At 64.5% G+C, this 21,204-nt stretch carries 11 protein-coding genes; 5 read left to right on the forward strand and 6 right to left on the reverse strand.

The features are described from left to right. Window positions 1-4: 4 nt before the first annotated feature. The 5 genes from PRJ_RS20515 (at window position 5) to PRJ_RS20540 (ending at window position 6,391) form a co-directional block, all read left to right on the forward strand. Complete coding sequence (locus PRJ_RS20515; RefSeq protein WP_104962340.1) at window positions 5-1,540, forward strand: LTA synthase family protein; 1,536 nt, start codon at window positions 5-7, stop codon at window positions 1,538-1,540. Window positions 1,541-1,544: 4 nt separating this feature from the next. Next, window positions 1,545-2,111, forward strand: coding sequence for an N-acetyltransferase (locus PRJ_RS20520; protein WP_100773881.1), 567 nt, complete (start codon window positions 1,545-1,547; stop codon window positions 2,109-2,111). Next, entirely contained in the window at window positions 2,111-4,255 is a 2,145-nt protein-coding gene (locus PRJ_RS20525) for a capsular polysaccharide biosynthesis protein (protein WP_104962341.1), read from the forward strand. The genes PRJ_RS20520 and PRJ_RS20525 overlap by 1 nt, the downstream gene beginning before the upstream one ends. A gap of 3 nt (window positions 4,256-4,258) precedes the next feature. Further along, window positions 4,259-5,302, forward strand: a complete 1,044-nt coding sequence (locus tag PRJ_RS20530; protein WP_004577660.1) for a phytanoyl-CoA dioxygenase family protein — start codon at window positions 4,259-4,261, stop codon at window positions 5,300-5,302. Between the two features lie 633 nt (window positions 5,303-5,935). After that, window positions 5,936-6,391 (forward strand): transposase, encoded by a 456-nt coding sequence (locus tag PRJ_RS20540; protein WP_104962342.1) that lies wholly within the window; start codon window positions 5,936-5,938, stop codon window positions 6,389-6,391. Between the two features lie 9 nt (window positions 6,392-6,400). Here PRJ_RS20540 and PRJ_RS20545 read toward each other — a convergent pair whose 3' ends face one another. The 6 genes from PRJ_RS20545 to PRJ_RS20580 all read right to left on the reverse strand — a co-directional run bounded on the left by PRJ_RS20545 (window position 6,401) and on the right by PRJ_RS20580 (window position 21,152). Next, window positions 6,401-7,753 (reverse strand): aminotransferase class I/II-fold pyridoxal phosphate-dependent enzyme, encoded by a 1,353-nt coding sequence (locus PRJ_RS20545; protein WP_104962343.1) that lies wholly within the window; start codon window positions 7,751-7,753, stop codon window positions 6,401-6,403. Between the two features lie 9 nt (window positions 7,754-7,762). Next, the gene (locus PRJ_RS20550; protein WP_104962344.1) at window positions 7,763-15,262 is read right to left on the reverse strand and encodes a type I polyketide synthase; all 7,500 of its coding nucleotides are present in this window, start codon (window positions 15,260-15,262) and stop codon (window positions 7,763-7,765) included. An 872-nt stretch (window positions 15,263-16,134) separates the two neighbouring features. Continuing rightward, the gene (gene rfbA, locus PRJ_RS20565) at window positions 16,135-17,016 is read right to left on the reverse strand and encodes a glucose-1-phosphate thymidylyltransferase RfbA (RefSeq protein ID WP_014592009.1); all 882 of its coding nucleotides are present in this window, start codon (window positions 17,014-17,016) and stop codon (window positions 16,135-16,137) included. After that, window positions 17,013-17,918 carry a dTDP-4-dehydrorhamnose reductase gene (gene rfbD / locus PRJ_RS20570; RefSeq protein WP_019439159.1) on the reverse strand — a complete coding sequence of 302 codons (906 nt, stop codon included), beginning with the start codon at window positions 17,916-17,918 and terminating at the stop codon, window positions 17,013-17,015. Before rfbD ends, rfbA begins: the two co-directional genes overlap by 4 nt. Next, the gene (rfbB, locus tag PRJ_RS20575; protein WP_104962345.1) at window positions 17,915-18,985 is read right to left on the reverse strand and encodes a dTDP-glucose 4,6-dehydratase; all 1,071 of its coding nucleotides are present in this window, start codon (window positions 18,983-18,985) and stop codon (window positions 17,915-17,917) included. The genes rfbD and rfbB overlap by 4 nt, the downstream gene beginning before the upstream one ends. Before the next feature lie 169 nt (window positions 18,986-19,154). Continuing rightward, the gene (locus tag PRJ_RS20580) at window positions 19,155-21,152 is read right to left on the reverse strand and encodes a nucleoside-diphosphate sugar epimerase/dehydratase (RefSeq protein WP_104962346.1); all 1,998 of its coding nucleotides are present in this window, start codon (window positions 21,150-21,152) and stop codon (window positions 19,155-19,157) included. Between the last annotated feature and the right edge of the window lie 52 nt (window positions 21,153-21,204).

Here is a 21,204-nt window from a genome sequence, read left to right on the forward strand (position 1 = left end):
TTCCATGTTGCCGGTCGCTTTGATCGGCCTGGGCTTGACCGTCGCGGTCGAGCGCCTGCTGGTTCCCCGCCCTGCCCTGCGTCGCCCGGCCGATTGCTGGCTGCTGCACGCGGGACTGTGGTGTGTGGCCTTCGGGCTGTTGTATGCCCTGACGGCGCGGCCGTTGTTCAGTGGCGTGAATGTGTTGCTGCTGTGGCTGCTGATCGTGCTGGTCAGCAACGCCAAGTATCACTCGCTGCGCGAGCCGTTTGTGTGTGCAGATTTCGAGTATTTCAGCGATGCAGTGAAGTTTCCGCGGTTGTACTTGCCGTTCTTTGGCTTTGGCAAGGCCGCGCTGCTGGCGGTGGGCTTTCTGGTTTACCTGTGGGCGGGGTTGAGCTTCGAGGTGGCGGGCGCGCGGCTTGAGGCGTTGCTGCCGTTGGCGCTGGGCCTGGGCTTGCTGCGCCTGGGGCATCGGCCTGTGAAGCCGAGCTTTGATGCCGAGCAGGATGTGCGTGGCTGGGGGTTGGCGGCCAGCTTGTGGCGGTACTTCTGGGCGGCGCGGGCGCCGGTGGATCGGGACGGGCTGGGCTCGCCGTTTGCGGGTGGGGCTGCGCCGGCCTCTTCGCAGCCGCCAGTGGCCCAGGCCGGGGCGCTGCCGGACTTGGTCTCGGTGCAGAGTGAGTCGTTCTTCGATGTGCGTGGGCTGTGGCCTGGCGTGCGTCCGCAAGTGCTCGAACAGTACGACCTGCTGGCCAGCCAGGCGCTGGCCCGGGGCAAACTGCAGGTGGCGGCCTGGGGCGCCAATACGGTGCGGACCGAGTTCGCCTACCTTACCGGCATCCCTGCCGACCGGCTGGGCGTGCACCGCTTCAACCCGTACCGGGTGCTGGCCCGCCAGGGCCTGCCCAGTATCGCCTCCAGGCTCAAGGCGCAGGGGTACCGGACCATTTGCATCCACCCGTACGATGGTGGTTTCTATGGCCGCAACAAGGTGCTGCCGGCATTGGGCTTTGATGAATTCATCGATGTGAAGGCGTTCAACGCTTCGCAAAAGGCCGGGCCGTTCATTGGTGATTGCGCCGTGGCAGACAAAATCCGCGCGCTGCTGCAGGCGCCAGGCCGCACCCAGCCGCTGTTCATCCATGCGGTCACCATGGAAAACCATGGCCCATTGCACCTGGAAAGCGTAGCCGCGCACGAGCTGCCCGCCTGGTTCGACCGCCCGCTGCAACCGGGCATGAAAGACCTGGCGCCCTACCTGCGGCACATCGGCAATGCCGACCGCATGCTGGGCATGCTGCGCGAAACCTTGCTGGCCCAGCCGAACGAGGCGCTGCTGTGCTTCTTTGGCGACCATGTGCCGATCCTGCCCGAGGTGTACCAGGCTGTTGGTGCGCCCGCGGGTGATACCGACTACCTGGTGTGGTCCAACCGCCGCCAGCCTGGCTGTGGGGCCAGGCCAATGCCGGTGCAGCAGCTTTCCAGCACATTGCTGGCCCATGCCTTGGCGCCGGCAACCCGCCAGGACACGCCCATGGCCAGTGCCGGGGTAGCCTGACAACGTGGTGCGTATCGTTTTGGGATCGGACCTGTCGCCGGAGCGTGCCGCAGACCCTGCCTTGGCCCGCTTGCTGACCGAGGGGCGGGGGTCGCTGGCGTTTCTGATTGGCAATACGGCCTGCCGCTATCGCTTGCTGGGGTCGGCTATCCACTGGGACCGTGTGCTGCTGGCCTTCGACGGCGAGCAGGCACTGGGCTTTGCCGCGTTCAAGCATGGCCGGCGCGGGCCGTTTGCCTGGCACTGGCGGCCGTTCGTGCGTGAGTTCGGCGTGTTGAGTGGCTGGGTGCGGTTTATCGGGTTCTGCCTGAGCGAGCTGCGCGAATGGCGCTACCCGTTCTTGCTGTACGGGCTGCGGGTCAGCAAGGCCGCACGCCAGCAAGGCGTGGGCTCGGCGCTGGTGCAGGCGTGCTGCGCGCACGCCGCCGGCCAGGGCTTTACCCAGGTAGAGTTGGAGGTGCCGCTGAGCAATCATCGGGCGCAGCACCTGTACCTGCATAATGGCTTTGCCCTGCGCCGCAAGCGCTGGGTGCCGTTCCCGCCGGTGCGCAACATGTGGCGGGCCGTGTAATGCACAACACACCGCCCTTTGCACCCAACTCGCCCGAAGGTTACTCGCCACCCGATGCCCTGGTAGAGGGCACCGGCTGGGTCGGCATCATGTCGCAATGGGTGGCCTGGAAGGTCCTGCACCTGCCGCAGTTCCTCGGCCCGGAAGGCCCGCCCTTCTGGCTGTGGCGCCGTGGCCGCAAGGCGCCCAAAGGGCTCAAGGCCATTGCCGGTATCGGCTACAAGCAGTCGTCGGCCCATGCCCGGGTGCTGTGCCAGCGCTGGGGGCTGCCCTACATTGCGCTGGAAGACGGTTTTTTGCGCTCTTCGTCGCTGGGCATCGAGGGCGATACGCCGATGTCCATGGTGGTCGACCCGGTGGGCATCCACTACCTGGCTGACCGCCCTTCGCTGCTGGAAAACATCCTGCAGCAGCCCGAGGCGCTTAGCGCTTATGAACTGAATTGCGCCCGCGAACTGATTGCCTTGATGCGCAGCAGCGGCATCGGCAAGTACAACAACGCCCAGGACCTGCCCGACGACGACCCGCTGGGCCGTGAACGACCGCTGGTGCTGGTGGTGGACCAAACTGCCGGGGATTATTCGATCCCGGGCGGCGGGCTATGCGAAGCCGACTATGTGCGAATGCTGGATGAGGCCCTGGCAGAAAACCCGGATGCCGACGTGCGCGTGCGCATTCACCCAGACTGCCTGGGCGGGCAAAAGCCCAGTTGCCTGCTGGATGCCGCGCGGGCCCGTGGGGTAACGCTGGAGGCGCGGCCGGTAGCCTGGGCGTCACTGGCCCGGCGTGCCCGGCGCGTGTACGTGGGTACCAGCCAGGCCGGGCTGGAGGCGTTGATCCAGGGCGTGCCGGTCACCTGCTTCGGGCTACCGTTCTATGCGGGCTGGGGGCTGACCGATGACCGCATGGCCATTGCTCGCCGGCAGGCACGGCCAGACCTTGTGCAACTGGTGGCGGCGGCCTATGTGCGTTACTGCCGTTATGTCGACCCATTGAGCGGCCAATTGACCGATGCCTTGACCGTTGCCCGCCAGTTGGCCAGCAAGAAAGCCCGCGATGCTGCGTTTGCCGGCCCCACCACGGTACTGGGCGTGAAGCGGCACAAGCAGCACAACATCCGGCGCTTTTTCGCAAGCCGTTGGGGGCAGTTGCGCTTCAGCGTGGACAGCCCGCAACTGATAAGCCAGGTAGCGGCCGAACAGGGCCGGCTGCTGGTATGGGCTGCGCGCGAGCCGGCCGGCCTGGCCGAACGTGCGCGCCAGGCGGGGGTGCCAGTGTGGCGGGTCGAGGATGGTTTCTTGCGCTCCACGGGGTTGGGGGCTACCAACAGCCCGGCGCTGTCACTGGTGCTGGACCGGGGTGGCATTCATTACGATGCGCAGTCTGCCAGCGACCTGGAGCAGCTGTTGCAGCAGGGTGAATTCGACGCCCCATGCCTGGCCGAAGCGGCGCGCTTGCGGGCGCAGATCGTTGCCAGCGGCACCAGCAAGTTCAACCTGCGCAGCAATGTGCGCCCGGCCTTGCTGGGGCAGCCGGGGCAGCTGCGGGTACTGGTGGTGGGCCAGGTCGAAGATGACGCCTCGGCGCTATGCAGTGGTGGCGGTGCCGGGTGCAACCTGCGGCTGCTGCAACAGGTGCGCGCGCGGTTGCCGGATGCCTGGATTCTGTACAAGCCGCACCCGGACGTGGAAGCCGGCAAGCGCCGCGGGCACATTGCCCCGGCACAGCTGGTGGGGCTGGCCGATCAGGTACTGGCGGGTGTGGACATCGCCAGCCTGTATGGCCAGGTCGATGCACTGCATACGCTCAGTTCCACCGCCGGTTTCGAAGCCTTGCTGCGCGGGCTGCCGGTGGTCACCTATGGCACGCCGTTCTATGCCGGCTGGGGCCTGACCGAGGACCATCAGCCCTTGCCCCGCCGCACCCGGCGTTTAACCCTGGACCAGTTGGTAGCCGGCGCCTTGTTGCGCTATGCGCGCTATGCCGACGTCCAGCAAGACCTGCCCTGCGATGCCTGGCACGCCCTCGCCTGCCTCAGCGCGCCCCACCCGGCGCCGGTGGCCTATCGGCGAGTGGCGCCGTTGCTCAACTATACCCGGACCATGCTCGGCTGTGGCCGGCCATTGGCCCCATCAAAGGACTAGATCATGCCTGTTTCGATCAAGGACATCGGCCGTTACGCGGCACTCCCCTGGCATTGCCTGCAGTTGGCTACCCATGCCAAGTCGTTCGAGAACAACCCGGTGCTGGGCAGCGCCCGGCTCAATGCCCTGGGCCTGCATGTGCAGCGTCGTCAGTTGGCGATGGCCATGGCAGGTTACCGTCGCAATGCGCTGGCCTCGCGGCTGGATGCCGGTGAGCGTGCGCATTTTGAGCAGAACGGTTTTTTCATTCGTGAAAACGCCCTGCCTGCCGAGCAGTTTGCGGCCTTGCGCGCCGAGCTGGGTGCATTGCGCAGCACTGGCTGGGAAATGCGCCAGGGCCGCGCGGTTACCCGCCGGGTCAGCCTTGACCAGGACGTGCTGGCGCAAAACCCGGCCAGTGCGGCGTTTGTGGCGGACCGTGGGGTGCGCGACCTGATTGCCTATGCGTCGTCCAATACAGGTGGCATTACCTACCAGTTGCAGTCGATCGTGATCGACGCTGCCAATGCCGACCAGGACCCGCAGACCCGCCTGCATGCCGACACCTTCCACCCCACGGCGAAAGCGTGGTTGTTCCTGGACGATGTGGCGGATGACCAAGGGCCGTTCAGTTATGTGCCGGGCTCGCACCGCCTGACGCCGGAGCGTTTGGCCTGGGAGTATCGTCAAAGCTTGGGGGCGGCGCGCTCCGGCGAGCAGATGCACCGTGAGGGTTCATTCCGCATCGACGAGCCCGAGCTGGCGGCCCTCGGTCTGCCGCCGCCCCGTCGCTTTGCGGTGCCAGCCAACACCCTGGTGGTGGCCGACACGTCTGGTTTCCATGCCCGCTGTGCGAGCCATCAGGCCAGCCACCGCGTCGAGATTTATGCCAGCCTGCGGCGTAACCCGTTCATCCCCTGGCGCGGGGCGCACCTGTTTGCATTGCCATGGATTGCCAATCACCACATGCGCTGGGATATCCGGTTGAAGCGGTTGATGGGGTTTGGCAAGAAGAGCCATTGGCGGTTTGTGGAGCAGTTGAATGCGTATGAGGCACCGCATATCTGACCCACGCCCGGCCCGGACCGGACCGGTGGTTGAACGCAAACCGTCGTAGGAGCGGGTTTACCCGCGAAAGGGCCGGGCCTGCGGGCCAATATCCCTGGTCATTCACCGTTGCCGCCGCCACCGTATTCGCGGGTAAACCCGCTCCTACACGGAAACGCATCCGTGGTTGAGCGCCGACCGTCGTAGGAGCGGGTTTACCCGCGAAAGGGCCGGGCCTGCGGGCCAGTATCCTTGGCCGTTCACCGTAGCTGCCGCCACCGTATTCGCGGGTGAACCCGCTCCTACACCTGATCTGGGGTGGACACAGATCGGTGGTTGGGCGCAGGCCCTCGTAGGAGCGGGTTTACCCGCGAAAGGGCCGGGCCTGCGGGCCAGTATCCCTGGCCGTTCACCGTTGCTGCCGCCACCGTATTCGCGGGTGAACCCGCTCCTACACGGAAACGCATCCGTGGTTGGGCGCACGCCGTCGTAGGAGCGGGTTTACCCGCGAAAGGGCCGGGCCTGCTAGCCAATATCCCTGGCCAATCACCGTCCCCCCTGGTCAGTGGGCACATTCTGCAATGGTTGAATCGCTGCTGACGTCATGAGGACGTCTACGCTGGCTCGAACGATCGAAGCCTCAAGGATGACCACATGCACTACGCCCACGCCCACCATCTGCGCCGCCATCGGGTTTCACACCCCGGCAGGCTGTACATGCTGACAACCGTCACCCACCAGCGTCGCCCGCTGTTTCACAACTTCAACCTGGCCAGGCTGGTGGTCAATCACCTGCGCCAGGCAGACCGGGAAAACAGCTGCGCCACGCTGGCCTGGGTGGTCATGCCCGACCATGTGCATTGGCTGATAGAACTGAAACAGGTGACGCTGGCCACGTTGATGCGCCGCTTCAAATCAAGGTCCAGCCTTGCCTTGCACAAGGCTGGCGTAACAACCAACCCCATCTGGCAGGCGGGCTACTGCGATCGCGCCATGCGCAAGGATGATGAACTGCTCAACGCCGCTCGCTACATCATTGCCAACCCAGTCAGGGCCGGCCTGGCACCCAATGTCGGCGAATACCCACACTGGGATGCCATCTGGCTGTAGGCGTGGCCCTCACCCCAGCCGCGCCATCTCCTGCGCCACCACCGCCACGGTATGCCTGATCTGCTCTTCCGTATGCTCGCAAGACACAAAAAACCGCACCCGCGCCGAATGCTCGGGCACCGCGGGGTACAGGATCGGCTGGGCATTGATGCCACGCTCGAACAGGGCGCTGGACAAGCGGCCGGCCTTGAACGAACTGCCGGTAATCACCGGGATCACCGCCAACCCGGTACTGGTCGCCGTGTCCAACCCAGCTTCACGCGCCAGGCGCAGGAACAGCTCCCCTCGCGCCTGCACTTGCGCTACCCGCTCGCTGTCTGTAGCCAGCAGCTTCAACGCTGCCAACGCAGAGGCCGTGACCGCCGGCGGCATGCCAACACTGTACAAGAAGCCCGGCGCCAGAAACTTCAGGTGCTCGATCAGTGCCGTGCGGCCCGCAATGTACCCGCCGCAACTGGCCAGGGTCTTGCTCAAGGTCCCCATCCAGATGTCGACGTCATCGCCAGCCAACCCATAGTGCTCGCGAATACCTTTGCCCGTCGCACCCATCACCCCCAGCGAATGAGCTTCATCCACCATGAGGAAAACCTTGTGCTTATGCTTGAGCTCGACGAACCGGGGTAGCTCGGGGTAGTCGCCGTCCATGCTGTAGATGCCTTCCACCACCACCAGCACCCGCTCGAAGTGCTGGCGTTGCTCGCCCAGCAGGCGGTCCAGCGCCTGCCAGTCGTTGTGGGCAAAACTCAGACGGCGGGCACCGGACAGCTGGATACCCTGCAGCACGCTGTTGTGAATCAGCTCGTCATGCACCACCAGGTCGCGTGGCCCGAACAGGTAGCCGATGGTGGTGACGTTGGTGGCATGGCCGCTGACCATCACCACCGCATCGTCCACCTCGTACAGGCGCGCCAGTTCGCGCTCCAGCTCGCGGTGCAGCGGGCGGTCGCCAGACACCGGGCGGCTGGCCGACACCGAGGTGCCGTAGCGGTCGATCGCCGCCTTGGCCGCTTCGGCCACGGTCGGGTGGCCGGAGTAGCCCAGGTAGTTGTAACTGGCAAAGTTGAGAAACTCGCGCTCGCCAATCTGCGTCTGGGCACCGGCGGTGCCCTGGTGCATACGGAAGAACGGGTTGCTCACGCCCAACTGCATGGCGCTTTGCTGGAGTACCCGCAGTTGCTGGTACCCCGGGTGCAGATCAAAGCGATAGTGCGCTTCGGGCACCTTCAGGGCAGCCTGCTGTACCTGCTCCAGGGTGGCGCCCTGCTCGCCCTCGGCAGCCACATGGCGGCGCCGGGCGAGGGCTTGCTGGATCAGGCGTTGCTTGGCATCGCCACCAAGGCCGGTCGGGGTTCTGGCTGTCATCTGGCACTCTTAATCAATCAATCGGTTGGGTGCCGCGTTGCTGTCGGCCAAGGCTGCGTTCAACTGCGCCAACTCTTCGGCACTGTGCTCGCTGCCATGGCGGGCAAGCACATTCTGCGCCAGTTGCTCTTCGCCGCTGCCCGCTTCACCGCGCAGCAGCTCCAGCAAGCGTGCGGCAAGCTTGTCGATGCTGGAGCTGTCGCTCAGTTCCATCACCGGCAGGCGAATACCGAAACGCTCTTCCAGCGCCACCACCAACTCAACGCTCATCAACGAATCGAGCCCCATTTCCTGCAGCGGGCGCTGGGCATCCAGGCGTGCTGGCGGCAGGCGCAAAATCTCGCACACCTCGTGCTTGAGCATGTCTACGAAGCGTTCGAGCAGTTCGCCATCGTCAAGCTCCTCCAGCATGCGCTGGATGTCCTCACCGCCACCTTCATCCTCATGGTCGCCGCCATAGGCGCGGGCCAGTTCGCTGAAGCGCGGTGTAGTGGCGCTCGGCAGGAAGCGCGCCAGCGCCTTGAAGTCCAGCTCCAGCACGCCATGGCCGTTATCACCCTGCAACAGCATGGCCTCAAGCTGTGCCAAGGCGGCCTCGGCCCGCAGCGCCGAGCCCCCCATGCGGCTCTGCAGGGCGTCCTTGATCTGGCTGTTGCGCGCCAGGAAACCGACATCGTCGATGGCGCCCCACAGCACGGCGGTGGCTGCCTGGCCCTGAGCACGACGGTGCCGCGCAAGGGCTTCGAGCCAGTGGTTGGCCGCCACGTAGTTGGCCTGGCCGGGGTTGCCGAACAAGGTGGTGGCCGAGGAGAACATCACGAAGAAGTCCAGCGCCAGGCCCTGGGTCAGCTCGTGCAGGTACTGAGCGCCCTTGGCCTTGGGTTCCAGCACGCGACGCAACTGGTCGCCGTCAAGGTTGCGGATCAGGCTGTCGTCAATCACCGTCGCGGCATGCACCAGGCCACGCAGTGGCCATGGGCTGGCGCCGATGCGATCGAACACCCCGCGCAGTTGCTCACGGTCGGTGATGTCGCACGCCACGGCCTGCACATCGATACCTTGGGCGTGCCACAACGCCAGCTGCGGTTGGGCCTCTTCACTGGCCGGGCCACGACGGCCCAGCAACACCAGGTGACGGGCACCTTTGTCGATCAGCCACTGCGCAGTACGCAAGCCAAAGCCACCCAGGCCGCCGGTGACCAGGTAGCTGGCATCGGCGGCAAGCTGCAGTGCCCGCACCGGCTGCACGCGGGTGTCGACGGTTTGCTGGATCGGGTTGGCGTACGTCACCACGACCTTGCCAATCTGCCGCGCCTGCTGCATGTAACGGTAGGCCTCGACCACCTGGTTGGCGTCGAACTCGCGGAACGGCAACGGGTGCAGGATGCCCTGCTCGAACAGTTCCATCATCTCGGCGAACAGGCGGCGGGTGAGCGCGGGGCGCTCGCTCATCAGTTGGTCAGCGTCGATACCGAAATAGCTGATGTTGTTGCGGAACGGGCGCAAGCCAATACGGGTGTTCTGGTAGAAGTCGCGCTTGCCCAACTCCAGGAAGCGACCAAACGGCTTCAGCACCTGCAGGTTGCGGTTGATGGCCTCACCGGCCAGCGAATTGAGCACCACGTCCACGCCACGCCCACCGGTGGCTGCCAGCACCTGGTCGGCATACGCCAGCGAACGGGAGTCGTAGATGTGGCTGACGCCCAGCAGGCGCAGGAAGTCGCGCTTCTCGTCGCTGCCTGCGGTGGCGTGAATTTCTGCGCCCAGCCATTTGGCGATCTGGATGGCCGCGATGCCCACGCCACCGGCAGCGCCGTGGATCAGCACCTTCTCGCCCGGCTCCAGGCGCGCCAGGTGATGCAGCGCGTAGTACACGGTGAAGAAGGTACTCGGAATGGTCGCCGCCGCTTCGAACGACATCCCTTCGGGGATGCGTGCAACGGCGTTGGCGTTGGTGACCAGGCGGTTGGCGAAGCTGCAGGGGCCAAAGCCCACCACACGGTCACCCGGGGCGAAGTCGCCCACTGCCTCGGCGCCTTTGCCTTGCACCACACCGGCAAATTCGAAGCCCAAGGTAGGGCCGGAGAAGCCGTTTTCGATGGCTTCATCCGACAGCAGGCCGAGGGCGAACATCACGTCACGGAAGTTAAGGCCCGTCGCACGCACCTGAATGTCCAGCTCATCCGCCGCCGGTTGACGCGGCTCACGCACTTCCCAGCGCAGGTTGCGCAGCTGGCCCGGCAGGTCGAAGCCCAGGCACACCCACTGCGCATCGCCCACTGCGCGGCGCGGCTGGTCGGCCAGCACGCGCAGGCGCGGCACGTAGCGACGGCCTTCGGCGTCCAGGGCCAGCTCGGTTTCGCTGTCGGCGTGCAGCAACGCAGGTACCGCCAGCTCGACCGCTGCCGCGTGGGCCAGATCGAGCAGGCGAATACGACAGTGCGGGGATTCGTTGGCCAAGGTACGGCCAAAGCCCCACAAGGCGGCGTCGCCGATGGCCGCAACCTCAGCGGCGGTGTCGACGCTGTACAGGTGCTCGGCAGCGCCACGGCTGAACAGCCAGCACTGCGGGGCGATCGTCAGCGACTCACAGGCCTGCACCAGCGCGGCCGCTTGCATGCAGCGCTCGGCCTGGCCATCGAGGCCTGTGCCGCTGTCGAAACCAGCCAGGTGCAGCACATGCTCAGGGGGCTGGGCAAAGGCGCCAAGCTGGGCCGCCAGCGCCTGGGCGTCACCCGGCTGCAACAGGTCAACCTGCTGGCCTTGGGCGCGCAGTTGCTCTGCCAGGCGCAGGGCAGCGCCCTGCCCGGCTTCGGCGAGTACGGCCCAGCGCTGCACGGCCACGGGTGCAGCAGTGTCAGCACCGGCGGGCTTGTCCGCCAGCAACAGGTAGCTACCACAGGCGTTACCCGGCAACGCCTCCAGCGTGCGCAGCGCGGTCAGGCCATGTCGCTGCAGCTCATGGCTCCAGAACGCCGGGCCTTGCTGGCGCGACAACGCCTGCTGCGGGCCGGCCAGCCACCAATCTGGCTGGGCACCGAAGACGAAATCGGCCCAGCGCGCCGGGTACTGCCCAAGCAGCGCCAACTGGCCGTGCGGGTTGAGCCGGCCACTGGCCAGGCGCAGGGCGTCACCCACGGTACCAAGGGGGCCGAAGTCGGTAGGCACCAGGACCCAGTCGAACGTACCGGCTTCGGCCAGTTGCTCCAGGCCAAGTACCTCCAACGCCGGGCAATCGTCACGCAGACGCTGCTCAAGCTCGGGCTCGGCGACGCAGTAGGCATAATCGAGGCGATCGAAATCCAGACCGGCGTACAACAGCTCGGCAAACGAAGCGCCACCAAAGCCGAATTCCAGCACCCGCAGGCGCTGGCCGGGCGGCAGCTGCGCCAGGCGCGCGGCCAGGGTTTGGCCAATACCGCTGAGCAGGTGCTGCTGCCCTGCCGCACCCAGCACCAGGCGCGCCAGGCTGGCACCGCTGGTTTCGCGCGGTTGCAGAGTGTCGAAGGCCTGGCTGCCATCCAGCAACGCCGACAGATGACGGCCGATACGGCCCACGGAATGGATAATCTGGAAGTACTCGGGGTAGCTTCTGAACAGCTCTTGCCAGATAGCCTGCGAGGTCGGGCGCTCGCCCTGGTCGACCAATTGCCAGCCACCGTCAGCGCTACGCAGCAGGCTGCCGTCGTGCTCGGCATGGCGCAACAGCATCGCCAGGAAGTCGCCCTGGCCCTGCGACCACTGCGCGACCTGCTCGGCACTGATGCGGCCGCCGGCCTGTTCCACCGCATCGAGGACAAAGCTGCTGCACAGCACATCCAGCAGTGGCTCCACTTCATTCAGGTAACGCACCTGTGCCGGCTCGTCGGCCAGGCACTGCAAGGCCTCGGCCAGCGGCGAGCAGGCCGCGGCGTTACGCTGCACAGGCACAACCGCGCCTGGCGCGGCCTGCCCTACATGGCCCATACGCTTGATGTCGCCACTGCGGTCGTACTGCAGGCGCACGGCACGCATGCGCGCATCCTTGATCGCCAGTACGGCAGCGCCGCTGGCATCGAACAGGGTGAAGTCGACCAGCAGCGAATGCGCGGTGCGCTTGCGCTGGCGCACCTCGGCCAGCACCGGCACACCGCCAGCATTGGTAAAGGCAACGCGCCCAAGCTTGACGGGGATGAACGCCAGGCCATCGTCATGCCCCTGGCGGCTGGCCAGCAGCTCGGTAATCAGCTGGAAGGCACCATCCAGCAGCGCCGGGTGCAGGTGCAGGCTTGCCAGTTCGTGTTCGATGGCAGCAGGCACGACCAACTGAGCCAACACGCGCTCCCCTTCCACCCAGGCTGCGGCCACGGTCTGGTAAGCGGGGCCGTAGTTCAGGCCAACCGCGCTGGTCATTGCCAGGTGCTGCTCGCCGGTGAAGTCTGCCGGGCGGGCTGGCAACGCCGGTGCCCGGGAGTCCAGCAGCACACCGCGCGCTTCGCCCGGCAAGCGTGCAACCACGTGCTGTACCCAGTCTTCGCGTTGCATCAACGTGCGCGAGCTGATGCGCAATGTGCCGTCGGCCTCTTCGACCTGCACGCGCACTTTCTTGATGACCTCGCTGCTCAGCAGCAGAGGGTTGTGAATTTCCAGCTCTTCGATATCGACGAACTCGCCCGGCTGGTGCAGTTGCGCCACGGCCAGGGCCAGCTCGGTAAAGCCTGCACCCGGGAACAGTACCGACTCACCCACCTTGTGGTCGGCCAGGGTCGGGTACTGCTGGGTATCCAGGCGGTTTTCCCAGGTCAGCGCCTGGTCTGTTACCGGGTAACCCAGCAACGGGTGCACGCGCTCGTGGCTCAGCGGGCCATAGGCCTCGGCAGTGACCGGCAAGCTGAAATGGTCGTGCTGCCAGGCATAGTTAGGCAGGCGAAGCGGGCGCCCGGTCACCGGGAAGCGTGCCTGCCACTGTGGCTCGACGGCGGCAATCTGCAGGCGGGCTACGGTACGTTCCAGCAGCAGCGGGCTGTGGTCGTTGCGCTTGAGGGTACCAATCACCTGCCCCGGTTGTTCGCACTCAACCAGCACATCGTTGACGTAGCTGCGCAGGATCGCATGCGGGCCCACTTCGACGAACAGGTTAAGGCCATTGCGCACCAAGGCAGCCAGCGCGCCCTGGAACAGCACCGGGAAGCGAATGTTCTGCCACCAGTACTGGCTGTCCAGGCGTTCGCCGTTCAACTGGCCACCGACGACAGTGGAGTAGAACGGGATCTTCGTAGCCTGCGGGCGGATATGCGCGAGGTCGTCGATAACCGCTTGCTTGATCGGGTCCATGGCCGGCGAGTGGAAGGCGTAGTCCAGGTCCAGGCGACGGGCGAATACCTGGCGCTCTTCCAGGGCCGCTTCCAGCAGTGCCAGGGCGTCGACCTCACCGGCCACAGTGGCGCCGCGGGCGCTGTTCTCGCCCGCCACCACCAGGCGGCCGTCCAGTTTCAGTTCGGCAATCAGCTGCGCCGTGGCTTCACCCGAGAGGCCGACCGCGGTCATCTTACCGGTACCACGGGTCAGGCCCTGCAGGCGGCTGCGGTGGTAGATGACCTGGGTGGCGTCCTCCAGGCTCAACGCGCCGCTGGCCCAGGCTGCCGCCACTTCACCCACACTGTGGCCGATCACCGCCACCGGGTGGATGCCTTCGGCAGCCAGCACTTTGGTAACCGCCACTTGCAGGGCAAACAGCGCAGGCTGGGCGATTTCGGTACGTGCATAACGGCCTTCGCCGTTGTCACCCAGCAGCTCGGCGCGCAGCGAGTAGCCCGCCAAGGGCTGGAACAACGCGTCCACTTCATCCACGGCGGCAGCGAACAGCGGCTGGTCGAGCATCGCCCGGCCCATGCCCTGCCATTGCGAGCCGTTGCCGGAGTAGACAAATACCGGTGCCGAGGCGCCGTCCAGAGCCTGGCCGGCCTCCAGCACTGCACTCAGTTCGCTGAGGGTCGGGTCCTGGGCATAGTCGTCCAGCGCCTGGGCGGCTTCGGCCGCGTTGTCGCAGACCAGCAGCAGGCGGTGGCTGTGTGCATCACGGCGGAACATCGCCTGGTAGGCCACATCGTAATAGTCGGCCTGGGGCTGCCCGGCCAGGTAGGCGGCAAAGCGCTCTGCGGTTGCGCGCAGGCCTTGTTCGCTCTTGGCACTGAGCAGTAACGGCACGCGCCGGGCGCTGCCCGCTTGCGCTGCCGGCGCCTGTGGCTCGGGGCTTTGCAGGATGACATGGGCGTTGGCGCCGCCAAAGCCGAACGAGTTCACCCCCACGGTCAACTGGCCATCGGCCTTGAGCGGAAGGGGCTCGGTGACCACCTGCAGGTTGAGGTCGGCGAACGCGATGTTCGGGTTGAGCGCCTGCACGCCAATGGTAGCGGGCACGGTGCGCTCGGCCAGGCAGTTCAGTGCCTTCATCAGGCCAGCCACGCCAGAGGCGGCTTCAAGGTGCCCGAGGTTGCTCTTCACCGAGCCGATTGGCAGCGGGTTGCCGGCGCCGCGCGCCTGGCCCAGCGCCTCGCCGATGGCGCGGGTTTCGATCGGGTCTCCCACGGCGGTACCGGTGCCGTGGGCCTCCAGGTAGTCCAATTGCTCGGGGGCGATGCCGGCCTGGGCGTAGGCGCGCTTGAGCAATGCCGCCTGGGCCTCGGCATTGGGCAGGGTCAGGCTGGACTTGCGTCCGTCGGTGTTCACCGCACTGGCCGCCACCACCGCCAAAATGGTATTTCCATCGGCCACTGCCTGGTCGTAGTCCTTGAGCAGGAACAACCCGCCGCCTTCGGAGCGGGCGTAACCGTCGCCGTTTTCGTCGAACGACTGGCAGCGCCCGGTGCGCGACAGCATGGTCGCCTTGGCGAAGATCATGAAACCGAACGGGTGCATGTGCAGGCTGATACCGCCCGTCACGGCTTGGTCGACATCACCGCTGAGGATGGCCTGGCACGCCTGGTGGAAGGCCACCAGCGACGACGAGCAGGCGGTGTCGATGGCCATGCTTGGGCCACGCAGGTCGTAGAAAAACGACAGGCGGTTGGCCGCGATACTCATGGTGTTGCCGGTCGCCGTGGCGCCATCGATGGCCGACAGGTCCTCGAGCAGGCGGTAGGACTGCTCGACACCGGCGATGCCCAGGTACACGCCACAGTTGCTGCCACGCAGGCTGGACGGCTTGACCCCGGCGTTTTCGAAGGTTTCCCAGCACATTTCCAGCAGCATGCGCTGCTGCGGGTCCATCATCGCGGCTTCACGCGGCGAGATGCTGAAGAAGCCAGCGTCGAAAGCGCTGATATCACCCAGGGTGCCTGAGGCGAAGGTGTAGCTGGATGCAGGGCTGGCCTTGTCCGGGTGCAGGAACTCGCGTTTGTTCCAACGCGACGGGTCAACCTGGGTCACCAGGTCGCGGCCCTCCATCAGGTTTTGCCAGAAGCCCGCATTGGAAGAGCCAGGAAAACGGTACGCACAACCAACGATTGCAACCTTTCTACGCTTGATCAAAACCTATTCCTTCAAATCTCATCGGGCACCGTCCCATCCGTCGGACAGCCGGCATGCCTGGCCTGGCCACGAAACTGGCCATTCGTTATATGTCACTGATGATTGTCTGGGTACCTGAAACTGCCATGCACGCAGGGGGCGCAAGACTCATGGTCTGGAACTGGCGTGGGAATGTTCAGATTTGTGTGTGCAGATGATACGCGGGTTGTGGGGGTGGGAAAACCCTGGGGTGAGGGATGGTTCACAGCGTGGGAGCGGGTTTACCCGCGAATACGGTGGCGCCGGCAACGGTGAACGGCGGGTGGAAATTGGCCAGCAGGCCCGGCCCCTTCGCGGGTAAACCCGCTCCTACACGACGGCCTGTGCCCACCCACCGACCTGTGTCCACCACCAGCCTGTGTCCAACCCCCGAGGTGTGTCCACCACCAATCTGCGTAGGAGCGGGTTTACCCGCGAATACGGTGGCGGCTGCGACGGTGAATGGCGGGTGGAGATTGGCCAGCAGGGCCGGCCCTTTCGCGGGTAAACCCGCTCCTACACGGCGGCCTGTGTCCAACCACCGAGGTGTGTCCACCACCAATCTGTGTAGGAGCGGGTTTACCCGCGAATACGGTAGCGCCGGCAACGGTGAACGGCGGGTGGAAATTGGCCAGCAGGGGCGGCCCTTTCGCGGGTAAACCCGCTCCTACACGACGGCCCGTGCCCAGCCACCGAGGTGTGTCCACCACCAATCTGCGTAGGAGCGGGTTTACCCGCGAATACGGTAGCGCCGGCAACGGTGAACGGCGGGTGGAAATTGGCCAGCAGGCCCGGCCCCTTCGAGGCTTGAACCGCCCGTGGAATGGCGGCCCCGCCCCACCGAGGTTGTTACCTCAATAAACCGTGCCTTGAATCAAACGCAGCAGGTACTGGCCATAACCGGTCTTGGCCAGCGGTGCTGCCAGCGTTTCCAACTGTTGGGCATCGATCCACCCCTGCCGGAATGCCACCTCTTCGGGACAGGCCACTTTCAGCCCTTGCCGCCGCTCGATCGTCGCGATATACCCGCTTGCCTCAAGCAACGAGTCATGCGTCCCGGTATCCAGCCAGGCATACCCGCGCCCCATGATCTCTACCGACAAACGGTGCTGCTCCAGGTACGCGCGGTTCACGTCGGTAATCTCCAGCTCACCACGCGCGGATGGCCGAATGCTTTTGGCAATCTCGATCACGTCGTTGTCGTAGAAGTACAACCCGGTCACGGCATAGTTGGACTTGGGTTTGGCCGGTTTCTCTTCCAGGCTGATGGCATTACCTTGCCCGTCGAATTCGACCACGCCATAACGCTCGGGGTCTTGCACGTGATAGGCGAACACACTGGCGCTGCCCTGGCGGTCCATCGCGTTGCGCAGCAACTGCTGGAAGTCGTGGCCGTAATAGATGTTGTCACCCAGCACCAGCGCGGTGGGGGCGTTGCCGAGGAAGTCTTCGCCAATTAGAAACGCCTGGGCCAGGCCGTCCGGAGATGGCTGCACGGCGTAGGTGATGTTGATGCCCCAGCGGTGGCCGTTGCCCAGCAGCTGCTCGAAGCGGGGGGTGTCTTGCGGGGTGGAGATGATCAGGATGTCATGAATGCCCGCCAGCATCAGTGTGGTCAGCGGGTAATAGATCATCGGCTTGTCGTACACCGGCAGCAGTTGCTTGGAAATTGCCAGGGTCGCCGGGTGCAGGCGGGTACCCGACCCACCCGCCAGAATGATGCCTTTACGCTTCATAGTGGTCCTTTCTCGTGGATTTCCGTCAGCATGCGAGCCACACCCAGGCGCCAGTCTGGCAGGGTCAGGGCAAAGGCCTTCTGCAGTTTATGGGTATCGAGACGCGAGTTGGCCGGCCGCATGGCCGCCGTCGGGTAAGCCTCTGTGGTCAAGGGGGTGACGTTCTCGGCATGAGCTTTCAGCGGCACGCCATGGACCGCCGCTTGCTCCAGTACGTAACGGGCATAGCCGCACCAGGTGGTTTCACCCTCAGCGGCCAGGTGGTACAGGCCAGCCAGGGATGGGTTGCGGCGCGTGGCGACAATGGCGTGGGCGGTGATGTCGGCGATCAGTTCTGCCCCCGTCGGGGCACCGTGCTGGTCATCGATCACGCCCAGGCTGTCACGCTCCGCAGCCAGGCGCAGCATGGTTTTGGCGAAATTGTTGCCGCGTGCGGCATACACCCAGCAGGTGCGGAAGATCAGGTGCTGGCAACCGGCAGCCTGGATCGCTTGCTCGCCGGCCAGCTTGCTGGCGCCATAGGTATTCAATGGGTCAACGGCATCGTCTTCGCGCCAGGGCTGGGTGCCCTGCCCCGGGAACACATAGTCGGTGGAGTAATGTACCAGTAGCGCGCCACATTCGGCGGCAGCGCGGGCCAGCACGCCGACGGCGTCGGCGTTTACCTTGAAGGCTTGCTCACGGTCACTCTCGGCCTTGTCCACGGCAGTGTAGGCCGCCGCATTGACGATGACATCGGGGGCATAGACACGGACAGTTTCGGCCAGGCCCGGCAAGTTGGCCAGGTCGCCACAGTACGCCTGGCTGCGAGCGTTCAGCGCCAGCAACTGCCCCAGTGGGGCCAGGCTGCGTTGCAGTTCCCATCCTACCTGACCGTCCTTGCCCAGCAGCAGCACCTTCATGCAGAACGCCCTGCGTAGTTTTTTTCTACCCAGTCGCGGTAACTGCCAGACTGCACGTTCTGCACCCAGTCCTGGTTGTCGAGGTACCAGGCCACGGTTTTGCGGATGCCGGTTTCGAACGTTTCCGCAGGCTTCCAGCCAAGCTCCTGCTCCAGCTTGCGGGCATCGATGGCATAACGGCGGTCGTGACCTGGACGGTCGCTTACATAGGTGATCTGTTCGGCGTAGGGCTTGCCGTCGGCGCGTGGGCGCAGTTCGTCCAGCAGCGCGCATACGCGGTTGACGATGTCCAGGTTGGGCTTTTCATTCCAGCCGCCGACGTTGTACACCTCACCGGCTTTGCCGGCCTCCAGTACGCGGCGGATGGCGCTGCAGTGGTCCTTTACGTACAACCAGTCGCGAATCTGCTGACCGTCGCCATATACCGGCAGCGGCTTGCCGGCCAGGGCGTTGACGATCATCAGCGGGATGAGCTTTTCCGGGAAGTGATAAGGGCCGTAATTGTTCGAGCAATTGGTGGTCAGCACCGGCAGGCCGTAGGTGTGGTAGTACGAACGCACCAAGTGGTCGCTGGCAGCCTTGCTGGCCGAGTACGGGCTGTTAGGCTGGTACTGGTGGGTTTCAGTGAAAGCCGGTTCGTCGGCAGTCAGAGAGCCATACACTTCGTCGGTAGACACATGCAGGAAGCGGAATGCCTGCCGCGCCGGCTCATCAAGGCCGCCCCAGTATGCACGCGCGGCTTCCAGCAACTGGAACGTGCCGACGACGTTGGTTTCGATGAAGGCTTGCGGGCCATGGATCGAGCGGTCGACGTGAGACTCGGCGGCAAAGTTGATGATGGCACGGGGCTGATGGGCATTGAGTAATTCCGCGACCAGCCGGCTATCGGCAATGTCGCCGTGCACGAAGATATGGCGCTTGTCGCCCTGCAGGCTGCTCAGGGTCTGCAGGTTGCCTGCATAGGTGAGTTTGTCCAGGTTGACCACGGGTTCGTCATCGCCGGCCAGCCAGTCCAAAACGAAGTTCGCCCCGATAAAGCCTGCACCGCCGGTTACCAGAATGGTCATGTTTGTCTGCTTCCGTTGTCAGGGTCTGCGCTTCCACTTTCAGGATTCTAGCCTGTCGGCGGTTGATTCGAGAGCGAAGACGATGGCAACGTGATATTCAGGCTGGAATGGCGGAGATACAGGGGCCGCGCTGCGGCCCTGTGGAAGCAGGTTTACCTGCAAAGCAAGGTCAAGGCTCCAGGCGCCGCTGCTGGTAAATCCAGTCGACAATCTCGCCTTCCGGCGAATAGCCGCTCACGGTTTCGCGCAGTAACTGCCGTACCCGCACAAAGTCATCAACCGCCGCTGCCGCCATCAGCTGCCGCAGGAACTCCTTGAGCGTATCCCAGGGCAGGAAGTCTTCGTTGGCACTCATGATCATCGGGTGACGGGTCGCAATGACGTTATCGCCGATCAGCAACTCTTCATATAGCTTTTCACCCGGGCGCAACCCGGTGAACTCAATGGCAATATCACCCATCGGGTTACGCTCGGAGCGCACACTGAAGCCAGACAGGTGAATCATCTTCTCGGCCAGTTCCACAATTTTCACCGGCTCGCCCATGTCCAGCACGAACACATCGCCCCCCTTGCCCATGGAGCCGGCCTGAATTACCAGCTGCGCGGCCTCGGGAATGGTCATGAAGTAGCGGGTGATCTTGGGGTGGGTGACGGTAAGCGGGCCGCCCGCCTTGATCTGCTTGTGGAACAGCGGAATCACCGACCCCGATGAGCCCAGCACGTTACCGAAGCGCACCATGGTGAAGCGGGTCTTGTTCACCTGCGAAACGTTGCTGCTGTCGCCAAACAGCACCGGCGCCACTTCACGGCTCAGCGCCTGCAGGGTCATCTCGGCCAAGCGCTTGGTGCTGCCCATCACATTGGTCGGGCGCACGGCCTTGTCGGTGGAAATCAGCACGAAGTTGGCAACTCCGGCCTGCAACGCGGCCTGGGCAGTGTGCAGTGTGCCGATGACATTATTCATCAGGCCTTCGGTGATGTTGTGCTCCACCATCGGCACGTGCTTATAGGCAGCTGCGTGATAGACAGTGTCGACGTGCCAGGTGCGCATGATGTCCAGAAGCTGGGACTGGTTGCGCACCGAGCCCAGGATGGGTACCAGGCTGACCGTAAGGGATTCACGGGCAACACGCTGCTCCAGCTCGGAGAGGATGCTGTAGAGGTTGAATTCGCTGTGATCGAAAAGCAGCAAGTACTTGGGCGTCTGCCCCAAAATCTGCCGGCAAAGCTCTGAACCAATGGAACCACCAGCCCCGGTCACCAACACCGTTTGCTCGGTAATGCAGCGCTCCAGGAGGTCAGCCTGGGCAGGCACTGTATCCCGCCCCAGCAAGTCGCCAATGTCGACCTCCTGAATATCATCGACTTTCACCCGGCCGCTGGCCAAGTCCATGATGCCCGGCACACTGCGAACATGGAGCGGATAGCCTTCCAGGAAGTTGAGAATCTCCCTGCGACGGGTGCGCGTTGATGAAGGGATGGCCAGCAGAATTTCCTGGGCGCCCGTCACGTTGATCATCTGGTCAAGTTGCTCTGGACGGTAGACCTGCAGCCCTGCAATCACGCGATCACTGATACTGGGATCGTCATCGATGAACGCCACAGGGCGCATGGCCCGGTCCATGCGCAAGGCAGCCACCAGCTGGTTACCGGCAGCACCTGCACCATAGATGGCGACTTTGGGCAGGCCATCGTCACGTTGGGCGAACGGTACATGTTGCGCGGCTGCGGCAAACCAGTCGCCCAGGAAGTACTGGCGCATGGCCAGACGCAGCCCGCCGATCATGATCAGGCTGAGCCACCAGTAGTTGAAGGTGATTGAGCGTGGCACGACGTTCTGGTGGTTACTGGCCCAATAAATGATGAACCCCAGAAGCAGCGCGGACAGCGTAACGGCCTTGATGATGGCAATCAGAGCGTCGTTGCCGAAGTAGCGCATGACGGCGCGGTACAGACCAAAACGAATGAACAGCGGGATGGACACAACCGGGGCACACAGGAACAACCACGAGTGGTCGATGATGGGGTTGGCCAGCTCTTCGATACCGAGACGCACCACAAACGCCATCCACAGAGCGACCCATATCAACACGATATCGGTCAGCACCTGCAACATGCGCTTGTGCCGACGAGGCAGAGCAAGCAGTTTTTTTCGCACTATTCCCATAACCCCTCTAAATGCCTTCCATTTGTCAACCGGCAATCCGTTGTCCCATTAC

Origin of the sequence: Pseudomonas sp. XWY-1 (assembly GCF_002953115.1) — a bacterium.
GTDB classification, from domain to species: Bacteria; Pseudomonadota; Gammaproteobacteria; order Pseudomonadales; family Pseudomonadaceae; genus Aquipseudomonas; species Aquipseudomonas alloputida.

Bases quoted from the DNA above. Each gene is read 5' to 3' on its own strand.
- PRJ_RS20515 (WP_104962340.1), top strand. From the start codon at position 5: ATGTTGCCGGTCGCTTTGATCGGCCTGGGCTTGACCGTCGCGGTCGAG.
- rfbA (WP_014592009.1), bottom strand. From the start codon at position 17,016: ATGAAGCGTAAAGGCATCATTCTGGCGGGTGGGTCGGGTACCCGCCTG.
- PRJ_RS20540 (WP_104962342.1), top strand. From the start codon at position 5,936: ATGCACTACGCCCACGCCCACCATCTGCGCCGCCATCGGGTTTCACAC.
- PRJ_RS20530 (WP_004577660.1), top strand. From the start codon at position 4,259: ATGCCTGTTTCGATCAAGGACATCGGCCGTTACGCGGCACTCCCCTGG.
- PRJ_RS20525 (WP_104962341.1), top strand. From the start codon at position 2,111: ATGCACAACACACCGCCCTTTGCACCCAACTCGCCCGAAGGTTACTCG.
- PRJ_RS20580 (WP_104962346.1), bottom strand. From the start codon at position 21,152: ATGGGAATAGTGCGAAAAAAACTGCTTGCTCTGCCTCGTCGGCACAAG.
- rfbB (WP_104962345.1), bottom strand. From the start codon at position 18,985: ATGACCATTCTGGTAACCGGCGGTGCAGGCTTTATCGGGGCGAACTTC.
- PRJ_RS20545 (WP_104962343.1), bottom strand. From the start codon at position 7,753: ATGACAGCCAGAACCCCGACCGGCCTTGGTGGCGATGCCAAGCAACGC.
- rfbD (WP_019439159.1), bottom strand. From the start codon at position 17,918: ATGAAGGTGCTGCTGCTGGGCAAGGACGGTCAGGTAGGATGGGAACTG.